Here is an 18,880-nt window from a genome sequence, read left to right on the forward strand (position 1 = left end):
CCTTCGCGGACGATGACACCTACTGGGGCTTCAACTGATCGTGGCGCCGCCGTCGATCACCATGGTCTGGCCGGTCATGAAGTCGCCGGCCTTCGAGCCCAGGAACACCGCAGCGCCCGCGATTTCGTCGGGGATGCCGATGCGCAGCAGCGGCGAACGCGCGGTCGAGGCTTTCAGGTTCTCCGGATTGTCCCACAATGCTTTCGCGAAATCGGTCTTGATCAGGCCGGGCGCGATGCAGTTCACGCGGATGTTGTGCGGGCCGTATTCGCAGGCCAGGTTGCGCGCGAGCTGCATGTCGGCGGCTTTCGAGATCGCGTAGGCGCCGAGGATGGTCGAGCCTTTCAGTCCGCCGATCGAGGACACGATGATGATCGAGCCGTCCTTGCGCTCGATCATCTGCGGCACCACCATCGAGATCAGCCAGTTGTTGGCGACGATGTTGTTGTCCAGAATTTTCCTGAACTGATCGTCGGAGATGCCGGCGAGCGGGCCGTAATACGGGTTCGACGCGGCGTTGCAGACCAGCACGTCGATCTTGCCGAAGGCGCGGTTGCTCTCGTCGATCAGGTTTTGCAGGTTTTCCTTCGAGGAGATGTTGGCGGCGATCGCCAGCGCCGTGCCCTTGCCGAACTTGTCGTTGATGCTCTTGGTGACCTGGTCGCAAACATCGGCCTTGCGCGAGGAGATCACCACCTTGGCGCCGTGCTCGGCCATGCGCTCGGCGATCGCAAGCCCGATGCCGCGCGTCGAGCCGGTGATGACGGCGACTTTCCCCTTCATGTCGAACAAGGTCATGTTTCTCTCCCAGAGTACGTTTTGATTGCTTGAAACTTACGCCGCATCCGCGCGACGGGGCAATTGCTCAGGCAAGCTTCTTGACTTCCGGTCCCGCGGGTTGATGCATCGCCGCATGCGCGTCGTCCGCGATCCACGGCTGCTGGTTCACCATTGGCAGCCGCCAGACACTGCGTTCTGGGCTTGCGAAATAGTCGAGACGCGTCACCGAACAATTGTCGATATCGAACGTGAGCCCCCGCTCCGGCTGATTGTCGAGCGCCAGCCCCAGCGCCGCCTTGATGGTGCCGCCATGCGCGACGGCGATCACGTCCTGCCCGGCGGCCTCATTGTTGATCCGCTCGATAGTGCGGCGGGCACGGTTGTAGAGGTCCATGAAGCTTTCGCCGCCGGGCGCAGGCTCGTTGATGTCGGCAAACCAGCTCGAGCCGACGGGACGGCTGGCGATGAACTCGGCGCGGTTCATGCCCTGCCAGCGGCCGAGATTTTGTTCGGCGAGGTCCGCTTCCCATGTCATCGATGCGGGCCTCGGGAAGCCTGCTGCCCAGATCGCTTCGGCGGTCTGATGCGTGCGCATCAGGTTGCTCGAATACCAGACCGCCTTGCGTGGCAGCACCTTGGCAACAGCATTGAAGACGTAGGTATCGCTGGTGTCGCAGGCGAGATCGGACTGACCGTAGATGTTGCCGCCGTCATTGCGCACGGGCGCGTGACGGACCCACCACCAGCGTGTCGTGACCACTTTGGGCTTGTCTGCACCTGCCATCGAAACCCTTCCATCCCGTTTGATGTCGCTGTACGTCAGTAGCGAACGTGTCTCAAGACACTTTACCGTTTGAAATCTTGTTTGAAATTCCGTCGCGCGGCAAGCGTCGCGTGCGAACCAAAGGGAGAAACCGCATGGGCCGTCTGCAAGGCAAATCCGTCATCATCACCGGTGCGGGCAGCGGCATCGGCCGCGCGGCTGCGCTGCTGTTCACCAGGGAAGGCGCCAGGCTGATCGCTGTCGATCGCAGCGAGGCGGTGAAGGAGACCGTCGACGAGGTGAAGAAGGCCGGCGGTGTCGCGGAGGCCATGATGGCGGACGCGGGCTCCGAACAGGACGTCATGGCCGTGATCGACAAGGCGGTGAAGACGCATGGCCGGCTCGACGTGATCTGGGCCAATGCCGGCGTCTCCGGCGGACTCGTTCCGCTCGGCGAGCAGACCGTCGAGCAATGGCAGGAGGTTTTGCGCATCAATCTGATCGGGCCGTTTCTCGCGGTGAAGCATGCGATGCCGCACATGGTGAAGCAGCAGTCCGGCGCGATCGTGCTGACCGCATCCGTCGCGGGCCTCAAGGCCGGCGCCAGCGGTCACCCCTATGCCGCGAGCAAGGCCGGCGTCATCTCCCTGGTGCAGACCACGGCGTATTCGCTCACCGGCACCGGTGTGCGCATCAACGCGGTGTGCCCGGGCCTGATCGAGACTGGCATGACCAAACCGATCTTCGACCGCGCCAAGGAGCGCGGCACCGCCGACAAGATCGGCCAGCTCAATCCGCTCAAGCGCCCCGGCCAGCCGCACGAGCTCGCCGCGATGGGACTGTTTCTGGCCAGCGACGAGGCGTCGTATGTCAATGGCCAGGCCTTCCCGGTGGACGGCGGACTGACAGCGTCGATGCCGTATACGGGCAAGCCGGTTTAGCAGGCGGGTTCTCGCCTCTGTCTTGCACGGCACCGTCAGATTCTCAGCGTCGTCCCGGCGAAGGCCGGGACCCATACCGCGAGGTCTATCGGCTTGCGCACGGTGCCGATCCCGAACAACTGGTCTTCGCAAAACTGCTCCCTGTGGTTATGGGTCCCGGCCTTCGCCGGGACGACGTTGGGGAGATAGTGCGCGCCTCCTTCAGCACCGTCATTGCGAGCGCAGCGAAGCAATCCAGAGTCTTTCCGCGACGGCAGTCTGGATTGCTTCGCTGCGCTCGCAACGACGGAGCCTGTGGGTGCAGCGTCGCACTTCAATTCGCAATCCCATTTGCAGACACACCTTTGCCCTCTCGCGGCTCATTGCGCCCGAGCTTAGCTTCGTCGTCTTACGCTCAACGAACGGGGGCGCAGGGTTGCGCCCAGCGTTGACCGACAATTGGGGTGTTTTGCCCGACAGGCACCGCAAGGTCTTGTAGCCCGGATGAGCGAAGCGACATCTGGGATTCCGACCACGGGCTGCCCCGGGTCTCGCTTCGCTCACCCGGGCTACGGAACCGACATTGATTTGCCCACAGGAGCATGACGTTGGTATGGTTCGTGCAAGCATCTCAGCTTCCATCCCCCTGACAAGAACGTGACAATGCCAAGCTCAAGACCCGACCGTATTCGCAAGCTGCTCGCCGACCTCGTCGGCTTCGACACGATCAGCGATCGCTCCAACCTGCCCCTGATCGCGCATATCGAGAGTTATCTCGCCGCGCTCGGCGTCAAGGGCGAGCGCATCGTCGACGAGACCGGACAGAAGGCCTCGCTATGGGTCACCATTGGACCCGAGAATCGCCCCGGCCTGGTGCTGTCGGGACATACCGACGTGGTGCCCGTGGTCGGTCAGGACTGGAGCCATGATCCGTTCAAGCTGATCGAGCGCGACGGCAAGCTCTATAGCCGCGGCACCACCGACATGAAGGGCTTTGTCGCGGTGTGCCTCGCCATGGTGCCGGAGATGCTGGAAGCGAAGCTCGCAACACCGATCCATCTCGCCATTTCCTATGACGAGGAGATCGGCTGCGTCGGCGTGCGGCCGATGCTGCGCGAGGTCGCGAAGAAACGGATCAAGCCGCTCGGCGCCTTCATCGGCGAGCCGACCGAGATGAAAGTCATCATCGGACACAAGGGCAAGCACGGCGTGCGCGCAACGTTTAAGGGGCTCGCCCGCCACTCCTCGATCGCGCCTGACGGAGTCAACGCCATCGAATACGCTGCCGAGCTGATCGTCGAGATTCGACGGCGCGCCGTGGCGCTCGCAGCCGTGCGAGCGGCCGACAGCCTCTACGACGTCCCGCACTCGACGCTGCTCACCAGCATCGTGCATGGTGGTGCCGCGCTGAACATCGTGCCGGATAGCTGCACGGTTGATTTCGAATGCCGTGGCATCGGCATCACCGAGTCGCGCGAGGTCACGGATGCGATCGTTGCCTGGGCCAAGGCCGAGATCGAGCCCGCGATGAAAGCCAGACATCCGGAGTGCGGAATCGATTTCGAGGAGATCCTCGACTATCCCGCGCTCGACACGGCGGCCGATGCGACCATCGTCACGCTGGCCAAGAGCCTTGCGGGGCGCAACGATCACGCCAAGGTCGCGTTCGGCACGGAAGCAAGCCTGTTCGCCAGCATGGCCGATATCCCGTCAGTCGTGATCGGCCCCGGCTCGATCGCACAGGCCCACACGCCGGACGAGTTCGTGGAAATGGCGGAGCTGGAGAAATGCGCAGGCTTTGTGGAGAAGCTGATCGCGCATTGCGTGAAGGGGTGAGGTGCCCCCTCGTCATTGCGAGGAGCTCTTGCGACGAAGCAATCCAGACTGCCACCGTGCGAAGATTCTGGATTGCTTCGCTTCGCTCGCAATGACGAGCGTCTGGAGACACCCGTAGCCCGCATGAGCGTAGCGACATGCGGGACCGCTGTCCCGGATATCGCTACGCTCATCCGGGCTACGAACCACCTACAATGGAGCGCCCATGGTTACGGCAAAACTGAGGTTTCTAGACAGCACTGATGCGGATCCGCTCGAGGCGTTTGCGCCAAGCGGGCCATTTGGGATTTTGGTAACGGCTATGGTCGGCCCCGCTGATGGGCGGGGACAAGAGTCGTTCGATTTCATGCTCTGCACACCCGACTGGTACAGCTCCAATATGAAGCAGGACATCACGATCGGACAGCATCATGTGTTCGTAAGGCAATTTAACTATGCTCGACTGCGAGAGTTTGTCGAAGCTTATTGCGCTGAATGCTCGGGAAAGTCCTGGAAGGAAGCGGCAGAAAAAGTGGCCCGCCTCGGGAAGTGGGAATTTGAAGACTACATTCCCCAGAACTGAACACCTTGGCGACGTAACTGGGGTCCCGGCTCTGTCCGGGACACGAGAGCGGCGGATACCCCTCAGCGCTCCTGCAAGGCCAGCCGCACGCCGATCGCGCAGTAGATCGTCCCGACCACCTTGCCCTGCCATTTTACGACGGCTGGATGGCGGCGTAGCAAATTGCCGAGGCGGCCGGCGCCGATGGCGAAGACGACGGTACTAAGCAGGCCGAGCAGCACGAAAACGATGCCGAGGGTCGCGAGCTGAAGTGCGATCGAGCCGTGCTCCGGCTTCACGAACTGCGGCAGGAACGCGAGGAAGAACAGCGCGGTCTTGGGATTGAGCACCTCGGTCAGCACGGCCTGCCGGAACGCCCGCGCAGCGCTGATCGCGGGCGCGCCGCCGTTCACCTCGAGCGGTGTCTTGTCGAGCATGGCGCGAATGCCGAGGTAGATCAGAAAGCCTGCGCCCGCGTATTTGACGACGCTGAACAGGAGCGCCGACGTTGCGATGATCGCAGAGAGACCGACGATTGCCATGGTGGTGTGGACCACGTCACCGGCCGCAATTCCCGCGCCCGTCGCGATGCCGACCCTGGTTCCCGAGCTCGCGGCGCGCGCCATGGTGAGGAGTGTCGCCGGACCGGGAATGAAGACGAAGCCGAGAACGATGAGGATGTAGGTGATGAGCGTGGTGTGGTCGATCATGCCGGTATCTCTCGTCATTCTGTCCCGTGTCCAGACACGAGAGGAACGCAAGCAAAGGCGCTGCCGGATCGGCCGCGCCTTTGGATTCCCTAAACCGCGCCGGCCTTCTGCGCGTATTCCCATGACGCCTTCGACAGCGGCACGGTGCGCTTGGCGGATTCGAGCGCCTTGGCATTCGCCGCGGTGCCGTCGCGGACGCGGCCAGCGATGCCTTGCGTGATGCCGGCGAGGCGGAACAGGTTGTAAGCAAAATACCAGTTGAGGTCAGGCACCGTCATCTTGGTGACGTTGCAATAGATCTGTGCGGCCTCTTCCACGCTCGGGATGTTGAGCGCCTTGAGGTCGGCACCGTCCAGGCCGGGCATCACCCACTGCATCAGCAGATAGGTGAAGTCAGCCATGGGATCGCCGAGCGTCGACAATTCCCAATCGAGCACGGCCTGCACGCGCGGTTCCGTCGCATGGAAAATCATGTTGTCGAGGCGATAGTCGCCGTGGACGATCGAGACGCGGGCCTGCTCCGGCACGGTCTTCGGCAGCCATTCGGCGACCTTCTCGAACTCCGGAATGGTCTGGGTCTCGGACGCGCGGTACTGCTTGGTCCAGCGGTCGATCTGGCGCGCGAAATAATTGCCCGGCTTGCCGAAGTCGCCAAGACCGATCGCGACGGGATCGAACATATGGAGCTTGGCCAGCGTCTCGATCTTGCTGGTGAAGATCTTTCGACGATCATCCGGCGTCTGGCTCGGCAGCGTCGGATCCCAGAACACCCGGCCGTCTTCCATCGACATGATGTAAAACGCTGAACCGATGATGCTGTCGTCCTGGCACAGCGCATAGGCCTTCGCGACCGGAAAGCCCTGCTTTCCCAGCGCCGCGATAACCCGGTATTCGCGATCGACCGCATGCGCCGACGGCAGCAATTTGCCGAACGGCTTTCGGCGCATCACGTAGGAGCGGTTCGGCGTATCGAGCCGGTAGGTCGGGTTGGACTGGCCACCCCTAAACTGGAGCACGACCAGCGGGCCCTCATAGCCTTCGACGTTGTCGCGCATCCAGGCTTCGAGCCGCATCTCGTCGATACGATGACGCTCCTCGACCGGTTTGGTGCCCGAGAATTCTTCGTCTTTCCTGACGCCGTCAGCCACGATGACGCTCCCTCTTCAGTCCGAACATGATCCTAATCGGTAACCCCCAGCGCACTTGCGTCAAGCGGTCATCCGATCACGGATCATGCCCTGTCGTTTCTTCAAATCGGGAGCGCCAGAATGCTCTCCCGCTTAATGACTGGAAGAGTTTGCATACTTCCGAACCTCGAGCCTGGCAATGGCGCGATTGTGCACCTCGTCCGGGCCGTCCGCGAGACGGAGCGTGCGGATGTGAGCGTAGTCCTTGGCAAGGCCGGCTTCGTCCGAGACGCCTGCACCGCCGAAGGCCTGGATCGCCTCGTCGATGATCTTCAGCGCCATGTTGGGAGCTGCGACCTTGATCATGGCGATCTCGGCCTGCGCGGTCTTGTTGCCGACCTTGTCCATCATGTCGGCAGCCTTGAGGCACAACAGCCGCGTCATCTCGATGTTGGTGCGGGCTTCGCCGATGCGCTGCTCCCACACCGAATGCTCGACGATCCGCTTGCCGAAGGCGGTGCGCGAGGTGAGCCGCTTCACCATTTTCTCCAGCGCCTCCTCGGCCTTGCCGATGGTGCGCATGCAGTGATGGATTCGGCCGGGACCGAGACGGCCCTGCGCGATCTCGAAGCCGCGGCCTTCACCGAGCAGGATGTTCTCCTTCGGCACCCGCACGTTCTCGAGCAGGACCTGGGCGTGGCCATGCGGCGCGTCGTCGAAGCCGAACACGGGCAGCATCTTCTCGACCTTGATGCCGGGGGTGTCGAGCGGAACCAGGATCTGCGACTGCTGCTGGTGCTTGGCCGCCTTGAAATCGGTCTTGCCCATCAGGATCGCGATCTTGCAGCGGGGATCGCCGACGCCGGACGACCACCATTTGCGGCCGTTGATGACGTAGTGGTCGCCATCCTTCACGATGCTGGTCTCGATGTTGGTGGCGTCAGACGAGGCCACCGCCGGCTCCGTCATCAGGAAGGCGGAGCGGATCTCGCCGTCCATCAGCGGACGCAGCCATTTGCGCTTCTGCTCCTTGGAGCCGTAGCGCATGAACACTTCCATGTTGCCGGTGTCGGGCGCGGAACAATTGAAGACTTCCGAAGCCCAGGAGATGTGGCCCATCTGCTCCGAAAGCAGCGCGTATTCGAGATTAGTCAGTCCCGCGCCGCGGAATTCGTCGTCCTCATGCTCGTTCGGCGGCATGAACATGTTCCAGAGGCCTTCGGCCTTCGCCTTCTTCTTGAGGTCTTCCAGCACCGGAATCACCTTCCAGCGTTCGCCGCTGCGATCCTGCTCATCATAAACCGGCACCGCCGGGCGCACGTGCTTGGCCATGAAGGACTGCACGCGGTCGAGCCATTCCTTCTGCTTCGGCGACAGATCGAAATCCATGGGACGCTCCTCGTCTTTGCCAACTCGTTTTGGCGAATTTGTTTTGGCGAACTTGTTTTGCGCCGGACTGTCCACCCGCATTGTGCGACCCGCAAGTGCGAATGCGCGGCTTGCGGCTCCGGAACCCATTCGCGCGTTTGCGAATGACTCCTGATTGCGGATTGACTTTCCCGGCCTTCAAACGATAGTTTCATACAACTGTTTGAATTGCAACTCCCTCCCCGAGGGGCTCCCATGGCCAGCGATCATACCCGGACTGCCATTCTCGCCGCCGCCGAACGGCTCTATGCCGATCGCGGGTTCGGCGACGTGACGCTGCGCGACATCGTCGCGGAGGCCAATGTCAACCTCGCGGCGGTGAACTATCATTTCGGCTCGAAGGACGAGTTGATCGCGGAGCTGTTCGTGACACGCTCGATCGCCACCAACCGCGAGCGTCTGCGCGAATTGAAGGCGGCGGAAGAACAAGGCGGCGGCCGCGCGCCGATCGAAGTGATCCTGCACGCCCTGGTCGGCCCGACGCTGCGCGGCTGCCTTGGCCCGGAGAACCAGCGCTCGAGCGCGGCACGCTTCATGATCCGCGCCTCGATCGAATCCGTGCCGCCGATCCGCCGCATCAAGAACCGCGAGATCGACCATTTGCGCAAATTCGCCGGCGCGATGCGAAGATCCCTGCCCGACCGCAGCGACGTCGATATCTACTGGGGCCTGAATTTCGCGCTCGCCATGGCGCACCACACCATCCGCGAGAGCGAGCGGCTGACGAAATTATCCGAAGGCAAATGCGATCTCGACGACGTCGAGGACGTGGTCGCGCGCGTCGTCAGCGTCGCGACGATGGCGCTGACCGCGGGAAAGGTGGAGGCCAGGCCGCCGTCAAAGGTGGCGGCACGCTAACCTCACATCATCGCGATGCAGTCGATCTCGACGTCGAAGGGGCCGAACCATTCCGGCGTGCAGACGAAGATCCGCGCCGGCGGATCGTGCGGGAAATAGCGCGCATAGACCGCGTTGAACGCGGCGAAGTGTTTGGTCGAGGTGCAGTAGACGTTGCACTTCATGACGTTGTCAAGGCTCGCGCCCGCCGTCTGAAGGCACAGCTTCATCTGCTCCATGACGAGCTCGCTCTGCCGTTCGATCGGCACGTCCGCGATCTCGCCCGTGTCGGGGTCGAACGGCGGCAGGCCGGCGACGAAGATCATGTTGCCGGCGCGCGTGACCGGCGAGACCGGCGCCTGCCGGCGGTCGAGGAACGTCGAGATCGGTTCGACGCGGAGCGCTTCGCGTTTCATTTCAAGTTTCACGGGCTGCCACCTTCGATGCAAGCGAGATGACGGCTTGCTACATCATCTTGCAGCCGCCATGCTTCGCTTCCGATCGAAGTGTGCCCGTCGAACCGCCTAGGCGTGCTGCGGCATCTCCTCGGCCTCTTCCTTGGCAAGCAGCAGCAGCATCTCGATGCCCATGTCGCCTTCCTGCGGCGACCGGATGAACTTTATTTCGTCGGCGCTTTGCCGCAACGCGGCAACGATCGCGACGGCCTGGTTGGCCGTTGCCGCCTCGGTCGCCAGAATTGCCTTCTGGTTCTTGGCCTGAAACCCGATCGTGTAGGACATGCGTTCCCTCCCGGACTGAGTGGACCGATCGAATCTGAGTCGCGCGCGGAGCGGAAGCCTGTGTGAGTACGGACCGGGATTATCTGGGGATTGCCCGCAAGGCTCAGGCAAGCCCGAGCATCGCACGCGAGGCCAAGGCCGCAAAAGGTTGCACTCTCCTGCAAAGCTATCTTTGCTTGTGCCTCCCCATCTGTTAGGCTGCCATCATTTCATGCATCCATTTCGCCTTGGGGCATCCAATGAATTTTTCCATTCCGCCGCTGCCGTGGCGAAGGATCGGCCAGATCGTTGCCGCTCTCGTCGTGTTCGCCACCGCCTCATCCCTTCTCTTGGCATGGCTCGGTACAGGGCCGAGCAGCACCAATGTCATCGAAGAATGGAACGCCACCATCAGCAAGCTCGGCATCGACCCGGTCTTCCCGCCCGAAGAGGACGTCGCCGTCGGCGACATCTATGCCGTCCTGGATGACAGCGAGAACGGGCAGCCGTCGCGCACCGCGCTGGCGCTGCGCTCGATCAAGCTGACGCATCAAGACCTCACGGCCGACCTCGAGAAAGCCTATCGGCAGTCTACCTGTTTCCCAACACGAGGCCCCGCCCGAGCGACCAGACGAAGCCCTGGGATCAGGAGCCCAACGGGGATGGTATCCTGAGCCATCCGGAGAAACGCACCACGCTGCCGATCGCGGCGTTCCCAGGCTTCACGATCAAGCAGCAAAGCGGATTCAACGGCGGCCTGCTCGGTTGGCTCTCGACCACGTTCGGTTTCAAGTCGGACAGCGGCATAGAGCTCAACATCCCAGTCGCCGAGACCTACGGAATACCGAGCATCGAAGCGGTCGGAGAGCTCGAGAAATTCTGTTCCGACAAGGACGATCCGAACCGCTGCACCGACGAGACCCTGCGCAGGCATCTCGCCTTCGTGACGCCGCGCGCGTTCGACTTGAAGCCGAAAGACAGCAATGATCCCGCGACGGCGGACGCCGGCGGGGCGGCATCGTCGTCGAGCAGCCCCTACAGATATCCGCTCCAGATCGTGCTCGTGAACCGGGTCTACCTCGCCCGCTACATCGACCAGAGCACCCATCGGTCGCGCTCAGGCGAGAGCGCGATCAAAGCGCCGAGCCGCATCATCAACCAGGAAGACAAAGCGGCCGCCAGCACGCCCGAGGGGACGCCGGCCCGACCGGGGAACGAGGCGACCTTACAAATCGAGATCTCGAACGGCCAGTCGCTCAAGCAGACATTCCTGCGGCCGATCGCGATCGGCTTTCGCGCCGTCAGGCGGATTCCGAAGGACAACGTCATCGACCCGAAGACCGACACCAGCCTGGTCAAGGCAACGGTCTCGCAAAGGGTGAAGGGGTGCTTGGACGGGGGGACCTGCAGCCGGGACGAACTCGGCTCCACGCCGCCGGTTGCAATCAACACGGCTCAGGCAACCGGCAGCTTCAAGCAGGACAACAACGACCCCAAACGCTTCCGCCTGTATCTTCACACGGCCGGACAGCCCGAGGGCGTCGTTATCAAGGTCAAGGACGCCTTGGCCAAGGCCGGCTATGCCGTGCAGGGGTCGGAGCCCGACGCCGACACCGAAGGCGGCGCAGGCATCGACTATTTCAACGAGGGCGACAGCGTCGGAGCCACCAGCGTCGCCAGAGTCGTTTCCAGCACCTTCGGCGCAGCAGAGCAGAAGCTCGTCGTACCGCCCCGCCGCCAAAAAGTGTACAATCCGATTGGCGTGCTCGGCGTTTGGCTTCCCGAATTCCGGTCGTAGCGCGACCTGGTGCGGCCTCCGGTCGGGCTCACCTCAGCCCGAGCATCACGCGCGCTTCGCTGGCGGTCGCGACGCTCGCACCCAGGCTCTTGACGATGCCGCCGGCATGCGCGACCAGCTCGGCATTGGACTTCGCCAGCACGCCCTTGGACATATAAAGATTGTCCTCCATGCCGACGCGGACGTGGCCGCCGAGCAAATAGGCTTGCGCGACCATCGCGAATTCAGCGCGACCGATCCCGAAGCCGGACCAGATCGCGCCCGGCGGCAACAGGCTGCGGGCATAGAACATCGTCTCGGGCGTGGCGGAGAAGCCGTACTTGACGCCGAGCACGAGCGAAAACAGGCCCGGTCCCTTCAGCGTGCCGTCGGCAAGGAGATCGCGGGCCAGATGGCAGTCGCCGGAATCGAACAGCTCGATCTCCGGCAGCACGCCGGCCGCCTTCATCCGCTCGGCCATGATGCGGACGTTGCGCGGGGTGTTGATCACGACCTCGCCACCCGAGTTCATGGTGTTGAGATCGAGCGTGCAGATGTCGGGCTTGAGCAGCTCGATATGCTCGACGCGCTTTTCGGGTTGCAGCAGCGTGGTGCCTGCAGCGGCGACGCGAGGGTCTTCGACCGAAGGCACAAAGCGCCCGCCGGGACCGGTCGTGAGGTTGATGACGAGAGACGTGTTGCGGGCGCGAATGCGATCCACCACATCGCGATAGAGATCGATCTCCATGGAAGGCCGCCCCGTTGCGGGATCGCGGACATGGATATGGGCAATCGCGGCGCCGGCTTCGGCCGCTTCCAGCGCCGATGTCGCGATCTGCTCGGGCGTGATCGGCAGATGCGGCGATTGCTCGGGCTTTGTCAGATTGCCGGTGATCGCGCAGGTGATGATGGTTTTGGTGGCGGTCATGCGTGCTGTCCCTTTTCGTAAAACGCGCCACGAGCACCGGACCTCTTCCTTCTCCCCTTGCGGGAGAAGGTGGCGCGAAGCGCCGGATGAGGGGTTCTGTCCCCGCGCTCAAGTAAGAGTTCGACTCGCGGAGAGAACCCCTCACCCGTCTCGCCGCGACGCGGCGAGCCACCCTCTCCCGCAAGGGGCGAGGGGAGGAAAGTCAGATGATGCCCTGCTGCTTCAGCGTCTCGATCTTGGCGGCATCATAGCCGAGCTTGCCGGCGAGCACCTCCTGGGTGTGCTCACCGAGCAGCGGCGGGGCGCGGTAGTCCTTGATCGGGGTTTCCGAGAGCGTCAGCGCGTTGCGGATCAGCGAGAGATCGGGCTGGAAGGGATGGTCGACCTTCACCCGCATGCCCCGCGACTGGACGTGGGGATCGGAAAACACCTGCTCGAAATTGTTGATCGGGCCGGAGGGCACGCCGGCCTCCTCCAGTCTGTCCAGCCAATAGGCCACCGGCTGCTTCAGGAACAGGCCGGCGAAGATCGCCATGATCTCCTTGCCATGTACGACGCGGTCGTTGTTCTTGACGAAGCGCTTGTCGTTCGCGAGCTCGGGCTCGCCGAGCACGGCGCAGGTGCGCTGGAACTGGCCGTCATTGCCGACCACCAGCATCAGCTCGCCGTCGGTGCAGCGGAACACGCCGGCCGGCATGCCGCCATTGCCCCAGGTGCCGCGGCGCGGCGGCGTCTTGCCGTTGACGAGATAGATCTGCAGCCAGTGCGACAACGACGCGATGACGGTGTCGAACAGGCAGACGTCGATATGCTGTCCCACGCCATCATTGGCGTCGCGATGGTAGAGCGCCGAGAGAATCCCGATCGAGGTGTTCATGCCGGTCATGTAGTCGACGATCGACGGGCCGACCTTCATCGGGCCCTCACCGGGCTCGCCGTCGATATGGCCGGTGACGCTCATCAGGCCGCCCATCGCCTGCAGGATAGCGTCATAGCCGGCGCGCGGCGCGTAAGGCCCCGTCTGACCGAAGCCGGTCACCGAGCAATAGATAATGCCGGGATTGATCGCCTTGATGGTCTCGTAGTCGAGGCCGTAGCGCTTGAGATCGCCGACCTTGTAGTTCTCCATGAAGACGTCGACGTCCTTGGCGAGCTCGCGGATGATCGCCTGCCCCTCGGGCTTGGCGATGTTGACCGTGACCGACTTCTTGTTGCGGTTGGCGCAGAGGTAGAACGAGTTGTTGTTGTTGGCCTTGCCATCAGGGTCGGTCAGATAGGGCGGGCCGAAGGCGCGCGCGTCGTCACCGGTGCCCGGCCGCTCGATCTTGATCACCTCCGCGCCCAAATCGCCCAGCATCTGGGCCGACAGGGGCCCAGCAAGCACGCGGGTGAGGTCAAGGATCTTGATGCCTGAGAGCGGCAGGGCCGACATGTCGAATTCCTCCGGGAACTGGATCTTAGAGCTGATCTTGGCGCGGCGGCGAGATCGCGGGCCGCGCTCCCTGCGGATACACCATTTTGGCGGTCCGAGCACTGCACTGTGGGCATACGGCTATCCGCCTGCCCGCCCGGCGCAGGTCATCCGCGCGGTGAATTTCCGCAGCGCGAATATTCTCAGGTCACGGCCGCTGCGGCCACCTGCGGCCGCCGGCGGCCGAGCAGGACCAGGATCAGCACCGTGGCGCAGGAGCAGACGAAGGTGAGACCGAGCGCGCCGCGGCTGCCGAACTGAGTGAGCAGGCCGACAAGGAGCGGCGGTGAGACCGCGGAGGCGAGATTGAGCGGCAGCGCGATCATCGACATCGCCTTGGCGAACTCGGTCTGATCGTAGAACACGAGCGGGATCGTCGCCCGCGCCACCGCCATCGCGCCGCTGCCGGCGCCGTAGAGCAGGATGAAGGCCGCAACCGCCCAGGTCGCGCCCTCGCTCGTCATCAGCAGCAGCATGGCGACCGGGAGCGCCGTGCCGGCAACGAGCCCGGTCGTGATTCCGTCCCACCGCCCTCCGCCGAGAAAATCGAGCCCGCGGGCGCTGACCTGAATCACGCCCAGCATCGAGCCGAACGCAAGCGCCTGCGCCGGGGGAAGCCCCTCCGCCCGGAGCAACTCGATCATGATGGCGCCGATGCCGAAATTGACGAAGGCATTGAGCGTGATCGCGGCGACGACGAGGCTGAAGGTGCTCCTGGGAATCGCCGGCGGCGGCAAAGGCTTTACCGACTCACCCCCACGACCCGCGGCGATTTTCCGGCGCGGGGCGAGGAACGCGTAGAGCGGAAGGTTGATGACGACCATCATCGCCGCATAAACGAGGCACGTCCCGCGCCAGCCGAGCAGACCGCTGAGGAACGACGTCGTCGGCCAGAAGATGCTGCTCGAAAGGCCCGTCACCAGCATGAGCGCGCCGATGGCATTCTTGGCCTGCCGCCCGGCGACCTCGTTCAGCATGATATAGGCGCCGGTCGAAAGCGTGGCGCTGCCGGCGATGCCGAGGACGATCCAGGCGGCGAAATACAGCATCGGCTCGCGCGCGAGGGACAGCAGTATGAAGCCCGGCACGGTGAGGACCGTGCCTGAGATCATCACCTTTCGTGCCCCGTGCCGCGCAAACGACTTGGCGAGCCAGGGCGCGCACAGCCCCATCGACACATAGAGCACGGACGTCCCGGCGAACACCGCCGGCAAGCTCATGCCGAGATCGGCCGCGAGATCGCGTCCGACGATGGCGGGAAGACCTATCGTACCCCACCCGACAAGCTGGGAGACCGCGAGCACCAGCAGGACCCCGATGAGCCTGCTGTCAGATTTCAGAAACCGCATTCCAACCGTCGCCTGCCCGCCAGGCGCAGATCACGCCTGTGACGGCAGTCTTACCCGGAGACTCGGCGCACGGAAACGCCGGCTGTCGAATGGCAGCAGGCGGCCGGGAGCATGTCAGGAGGCGGCAGGAGCTCCCTGCCCCGCGATCCCGAGCAGGGATCGCGCCTCGGCCGCAGTCGCCACGCGCCGGCCGTGGCGCGCGACAGCCTCACCGGCGATGGTCACGAGCTCGGCGTTGCTGGCCGCGAGGCGCGCCTTGTCGATCCTGATATTGTCCTCGAGTCCGGTGCGGACCGCATCGGCGCCCCGCGCGAGCGCCCAGCCCATGACCTCGGCCTGGTGGCGTCCGATCCCGGCGGCCGTCCACGTCGCCTTCGGGATCAGCCGCCTGAGTTCGCCCAGCAGAATGTCGAGGACATGCTCGTCCGCGGGCATGGCGTTCTTGACGCCCATGACGAACTGCACGTGCGGACGCGCGTCGATCAGCCCAGCCTCGATCAAGCGGCGGGCCCCGTGCAGATGCGACAAATCGAAGATCTCGATTTCCGGCCGGATGCCATTCGCCTTCATCCCGGTGGCGAGGGTCTCGACCAGGGCGGCGCTGTTCTCGTAGACGATGGTCGGAAAGTTCACCGATCCCGTGGACAGCGAGGCCATGTCCGGCTTCAGATAGAGCGACGATCCGCGCGCCGAGGGATCGCGGCCCCGCCCGCCGGTCGAGAACTGAACGATCATGTCAGGACAGTGCTTCCTGATCCCCTCCTGCACCACGGCGAAACGCTCGGGATCGGAGGACGGCGTCTCGTCGTCGTTGCGGACATGGATGTGGGCGAGCGTGGCACCGGCTTCGAAGGCCTGGTGCGTCGACTCGATCTGTTCGGACGGCAGGATCGGGACCGCGGGATTGTCCTTCTTGCGCGGAACGGAGCCGGTGATGGCGACAGCGACGACGACGGGGTTCATATTGCAACCTCATATTGATTGGGCTCACGCGCACAAAGTCGAATCGGCAGCCTAACTCTGCAGTGAGGCCCTGCCGCCGCGAACATCATCGATCGCGGCGGCAGTTGCCTCTATTATACCCGTCAGGTCCGAACCGTGGCAGCCCCGCTCACCGCATCGCCGGCACGCTGGCGGTCATAATCTGCCCGCGGCATCGGAACGGCATTGGGATTGCCGAGATCGTCGATCCTGATCCGATAGGTTTCCCGCGCGGTCAGGGCCGCCAGCGCGGCGATGACCGTGATAGCGAAGGCAATCGCCCCCACCGTCAACGGAATGTTGGTCGAGCCGGGAGGCGCGACGGTCGCAAACAGGGCGGGAAGCAATGCGGTGATGGTGGTTCCGATGTTCTGTGAGATCGCCATGGCCGAGACGCGGGTGCGCGTCGGAAACAGCTCCGGGTAAAAGCTCGGAAAGATCGCGTTGTAGCCCTGATAGACTACGCCCCACATCAGCAGCGACACCAATATTGCCAGCGGCACATTCCTGATGCTGATGGCATAGAGATAGCAAAAGGCGAGCAAACCGGAGAGAAGCGCGCCGACGATGATCGGAGGCTTGCGGCCGACCTTGTCGGAGAGATTGCCGACGAAGGGAATGACGAATACTGCCAGCATGTTTCCGAGGACCGGGATCCACAGATAGACATCCTTGGCAAAGCCGATGCCGTAGGCGGGCTGGACCGCATAGGCCGCACCGAAGATGGTCGCGACCACCGGAATGACGTTCATCAGCGCCATGCAGATGACCCTGAGCATGTCGCGCCAGCTCAGCTTGATGGCCTGAACGATGGGCGCGCGCGGCGTTTCTCCCCGTTCGCCCTCGCGGGCAAAGGCAGGGGTCTCGTCGACTTCGCGACGGATGATGTAGCCCGCGACGATGACGAAGAAGCTGAGCAGGAAGGGAATCCGCCAGCCCCAGCTGTTGAAGGCCTCGGTCGGCATATAGGCCGCCAAGGGCAGGAATATTGCTGCGGCGAGGATCTGTCCGGCCTGCACCCCCTGAAGGGCGAAGCTGGCATAGAAGCCCCGCCGACCGAACGGCGCGTGCTCCAGGATCATCGAGCTTGCGCCTGAGATTTCGCCGGCAACGGCAAATCCCTGCACGAGGCGCAGAATGACGAGCAGAATTGGCGCCAGGATGCCAACCTGCTGGTAGGTCGGCAGGATACCCACGGCCATCGTCGAGATGCCCATCAGGAACATGCAGATGATGAGAACCGTCTTGCGGCCGTGGGTGTCGCCCCAGTGCCCGAGGACGAACGCGCCAATCGGCCGGGCTACATACCCGACGCCATAGGTCGCCAGCGAGGCGACGATCGCGACGGTGGGATTCTCCGACGGGAAGAAGATTTGCGGGAAGATCAGTGACGCGGCGGTCGCGTAGATGAAGAAGTCATAATATTCGAGAGCCGACCCGATCCAGCCGCTGGCAGCGGCTTTCCTGGACTGACTCATCTGATTGATCGCGGTCATCTCAAGATTCCTCCCTTGGGTTTTTACTGACGTCCCGTTGACGGGCTTCGCTCAAAATTGGGCAGCACTCTCCGGCCGCTCTGCGGAGTTTCGCGAGCGTTTGTCACTGCCGATCGGTGTCTGCTTGGTGGCGACGATAGGCTTTCGCCGGGCTAACACAATTACCCAGTTATGCGACAAACCTAACGTGATGTTATTTGGTGCGGGAGAACCCACGTCCCGGCGACACCGCCGGCAGGTTCATGCCGAGATCGGCCGCGAGATCGCGTCCGGCGATGGTGGGGTGGGAGGCGGTTGACATTGGACCATTGCATGGTCCACTTTATGAAAATTGAGGAAGGACAATGAGATGCGGGTCTCCGTTACCGACGCAAAAGGACAATTGACCGATCTTGTCCGCCGCGCAGAGGCCGGCGACGAGGTGATCCTGACGCGGCATGGACATCCCGCGGTGCGGCTCGTCCCGGTCAAGCTTGCGCCGGACCGCGCCGCCCGCCGGACCGTGCTCGAGGCGGCGCGAAGGACCGGCGGGGCCAAAGCTATCCCCGGACCGAGCGCCGCGCGCAGTCAGGACTTTCTTTTCGGCGATGACGGACTGCCGGAATGATCGCGGTCGATACCTCCGCACTGATGGCGATCGTGCTCGACGAACCGCAAGCCGATGCTTGCATCACCGCGCTGGAGACCGCCGACGAAATCCTGATCTCGGCCGCTTCCGTTGCAGAAAGCCTGATCGTCGCGGCACGGCGGGGCGTCGACGAAGAGATGAAGAAGCTGATTAACGATCTCGGTTTGAACGTGATCTCGGTGACCCAAGCTTCGGCCGAACGCGTGGCGCAGATCTACTCGCGTTGGGGCAAAGGCATTCGTCCCGCCGGTCTCAACTTTGGTGACTGCTTCGCCTACGATGTCGCCAAGGAGCATGGCTGCGCCCTTCTTTACGTCGGCGACGACTTTGCCAAGACGGATATCGTTGCGGCGGCGTAGTCGACGACCGTCGGGGGCGGCGACTTACCGGCCGAACAGAAAAGCCGCGGGGCAGCCGTCAGGCTGTATGGCCGGGATCGACGTGCTTCGGCGTTTTCTTGTCGCGTTGGGGGGTCATCTTGGCCGGATCCGGCGCATTCGGCACGCCGCGCGGCCCGAGTTGGTCGCGCTGGATGTCGTCTTCGGAGCGGGAGGGCTCAATGCCGTTCGGCTCACGGGGCTTGGTCATC

Annotated in this window: 21 protein-coding genes; 8 read left to right on the plus strand and 13 right to left on the minus strand. The window is 63.4% G+C overall.

Annotation, left to right across the window (positions count from 1 at the left end; genetic code table 11):
- Positions 1–30: 30 nt before the first annotated feature.
- Positions 31–798: an SDR family NAD(P)-dependent oxidoreductase gene (locus tag AC0L20_RS04500; protein ID WP_473287585.1), complete on the minus strand. Its 768-nt coding sequence runs from the start codon at positions 796–798 to the stop codon at positions 31–33.
- 67 nt (positions 799–865) lie between these two features.
- Entirely contained in the window at positions 866–1,564 is a 699-nt protein-coding gene (locus AC0L20_RS04505) for a histidine phosphatase family protein (protein ID WP_473287586.1), read from the minus strand.
- A 134-nt stretch (positions 1,565–1,698) separates the two neighbouring features.
- Between AC0L20_RS04505 and AC0L20_RS04510 the strand changes: the two genes are divergently transcribed.
- The 3 genes from AC0L20_RS04510 to AC0L20_RS04520 all read left to right on the plus strand — a co-directional run bounded on the left by AC0L20_RS04510 (position 1,699) and on the right by AC0L20_RS04520 (position 4,861).
- Complete coding sequence (locus AC0L20_RS04510; RefSeq protein WP_473287587.1) at positions 1,699–2,484, plus strand: SDR family NAD(P)-dependent oxidoreductase; 786 nt, start codon at positions 1,699–1,701, stop codon at positions 2,482–2,484.
- Between the two features lie 642 nt (positions 2,485–3,126).
- Positions 3,127–4,299 (plus strand): acetylornithine deacetylase, encoded by a 1,173-nt coding sequence (argE, locus tag AC0L20_RS04515; RefSeq protein ID WP_473287589.1) that lies wholly within the window; start codon positions 3,127–3,129, stop codon positions 4,297–4,299.
- Between the two features lie 205 nt (positions 4,300–4,504).
- The gene (locus AC0L20_RS04520) at positions 4,505–4,861 is read left to right on the plus strand and encodes an immunity 8 family protein (RefSeq protein WP_473287590.1); all 357 of its coding nucleotides are present in this window, start codon (positions 4,505–4,507) and stop codon (positions 4,859–4,861) included.
- 62 nt (positions 4,862–4,923) lie between these two features.
- Here AC0L20_RS04520 and AC0L20_RS04525 read toward each other — a convergent pair whose 3' ends face one another.
- The 3 genes from AC0L20_RS04525 to AC0L20_RS04535 all read right to left on the minus strand — a co-directional run bounded on the left by AC0L20_RS04525 (position 4,924) and on the right by AC0L20_RS04535 (position 8,066).
- Positions 4,924–5,550, minus strand: coding sequence for a LysE family translocator (locus tag AC0L20_RS04525; protein ID WP_473287849.1), 627 nt, complete (start codon positions 5,548–5,550; stop codon positions 4,924–4,926).
- 89 nt (positions 5,551–5,639) lie between these two features.
- Positions 5,640–6,698, minus strand: coding sequence for a phosphotransferase family protein (locus AC0L20_RS04530; RefSeq protein WP_473264016.1), 1,059 nt, complete (start codon positions 6,696–6,698; stop codon positions 5,640–5,642).
- A 132-nt stretch (positions 6,699–6,830) separates the two neighbouring features.
- Positions 6,831–8,066: an acyl-CoA dehydrogenase family protein gene (locus AC0L20_RS04535; protein ID WP_018460217.1), complete on the minus strand. Its 1,236-nt coding sequence runs from the start codon at positions 8,064–8,066 to the stop codon at positions 6,831–6,833.
- 234 nt (positions 8,067–8,300) lie between these two features.
- Here AC0L20_RS04535 and AC0L20_RS04540 point away from each other — a divergent pair, with 234 nt between their 5' ends.
- A complete protein-coding gene (locus AC0L20_RS04540; RefSeq protein ID WP_473287591.1) occupies positions 8,301–8,963 on the plus strand; it encodes a TetR/AcrR family transcriptional regulator in 663 nt (220 codons plus the stop codon).
- Positions 8,964–8,965: 2 nt separating this feature from the next.
- Here the strand turns inward: AC0L20_RS04540 and AC0L20_RS04545 are convergent, their stop codons facing one another.
- Together AC0L20_RS04545 and AC0L20_RS04550 are read right to left on the minus strand one after the other, a co-directional pair.
- Positions 8,966–9,358 carry a RidA family protein gene (locus AC0L20_RS04545; RefSeq protein ID WP_473287592.1) on the minus strand — a complete coding sequence of 131 codons (393 nt, stop codon included), beginning with the start codon at positions 9,356–9,358 and terminating at the stop codon, positions 8,966–8,968.
- Between the two features lie 108 nt (positions 9,359–9,466).
- A complete protein-coding gene (locus AC0L20_RS04550) occupies positions 9,467–9,682 on the minus strand; it encodes a hypothetical protein (RefSeq protein ID WP_007602925.1) in 216 nt (71 codons plus the stop codon).
- A 239-nt stretch (positions 9,683–9,921) separates the two neighbouring features.
- Between AC0L20_RS04550 and AC0L20_RS04555 the strand changes: the two genes are divergently transcribed.
- Both AC0L20_RS04555 and AC0L20_RS04560 read left to right on the plus strand, forming a co-directional pair.
- On the plus strand, positions 9,922–10,335 hold the full coding sequence (locus tag AC0L20_RS04555) for a hypothetical protein (protein ID WP_473287593.1): 414 nt from the start codon (positions 9,922–9,924) through the stop codon (positions 10,333–10,335).
- Between the two features lie 269 nt (positions 10,336–10,604).
- Complete coding sequence (locus AC0L20_RS04560; RefSeq protein WP_473287594.1) at positions 10,605–11,459, plus strand: hypothetical protein; 855 nt, start codon at positions 10,605–10,607, stop codon at positions 11,457–11,459.
- A gap of 28 nt (positions 11,460–11,487) precedes the next feature.
- Here the strand turns inward: AC0L20_RS04560 and AC0L20_RS04565 are convergent, their stop codons facing one another.
- The 5 genes from AC0L20_RS04565 to AC0L20_RS04585 form a co-directional block, all read right to left on the minus strand.
- Entirely contained in the window at positions 11,488–12,366 is an 879-nt protein-coding gene (locus AC0L20_RS04565) for a beta-keto acid cleavage family enzyme (RefSeq protein WP_473287595.1), read from the minus strand.
- Between the two features lie 202 nt (positions 12,367–12,568).
- Positions 12,569–13,798 (minus strand): CaiB/BaiF CoA transferase family protein, encoded by a 1,230-nt coding sequence (locus AC0L20_RS04570; protein ID WP_473287596.1) that lies wholly within the window; start codon positions 13,796–13,798, stop codon positions 12,569–12,571.
- Between the two features lie 182 nt (positions 13,799–13,980).
- Positions 13,981–15,186 carry an MFS transporter gene (locus AC0L20_RS04575; RefSeq protein WP_473287597.1) on the minus strand — a complete coding sequence of 402 codons (1,206 nt, stop codon included), beginning with the start codon at positions 15,184–15,186 and terminating at the stop codon, positions 13,981–13,983.
- A 114-nt stretch (positions 15,187–15,300) separates the two neighbouring features.
- Positions 15,301–16,149 carry a 3-oxoadipate:acetyl-CoA acetyltransferase gene (locus tag AC0L20_RS04580; RefSeq protein ID WP_473287598.1) on the minus strand — a complete coding sequence of 283 codons (849 nt, stop codon included), beginning with the start codon at positions 16,147–16,149 and terminating at the stop codon, positions 15,301–15,303.
- Positions 16,150–16,271: 122 nt separating this feature from the next.
- Positions 16,272–17,663 carry an MFS transporter gene (locus tag AC0L20_RS04585; protein ID WP_473287599.1) on the minus strand — a complete coding sequence of 464 codons (1,392 nt, stop codon included), beginning with the start codon at positions 17,661–17,663 and terminating at the stop codon, positions 16,272–16,274.
- 349 nt (positions 17,664–18,012) lie between these two features.
- Here AC0L20_RS04585 and AC0L20_RS04590 point away from each other — a divergent pair, with 349 nt between their 5' ends.
- Positions 18,013–18,270, plus strand: coding sequence for a type II toxin-antitoxin system Phd/YefM family antitoxin (locus AC0L20_RS04590; protein ID WP_473250990.1), 258 nt, complete (start codon positions 18,013–18,015; stop codon positions 18,268–18,270).
- A complete protein-coding gene (locus AC0L20_RS04595) occupies positions 18,267–18,650 on the plus strand; it encodes a type II toxin-antitoxin system VapC family toxin (protein WP_473287600.1) in 384 nt (127 codons plus the stop codon). The genes AC0L20_RS04590 and AC0L20_RS04595 overlap by 4 nt, the downstream gene beginning before the upstream one ends.
- A 58-nt stretch (positions 18,651–18,708) precedes the next feature.
- Here the strand turns inward: AC0L20_RS04595 and AC0L20_RS04600 are convergent, their stop codons facing one another.
- Entirely contained in the window at positions 18,709–18,879 is a 171-nt protein-coding gene (locus AC0L20_RS04600; RefSeq protein WP_473287601.1) for a hypothetical protein, read from the minus strand.
- Between the last annotated feature and the right edge of the window lies 1 nt (position 18,880).

The sequence above is a fragment of the Bradyrhizobium sp. Kon58 genome (assembly GCF_055807455.1).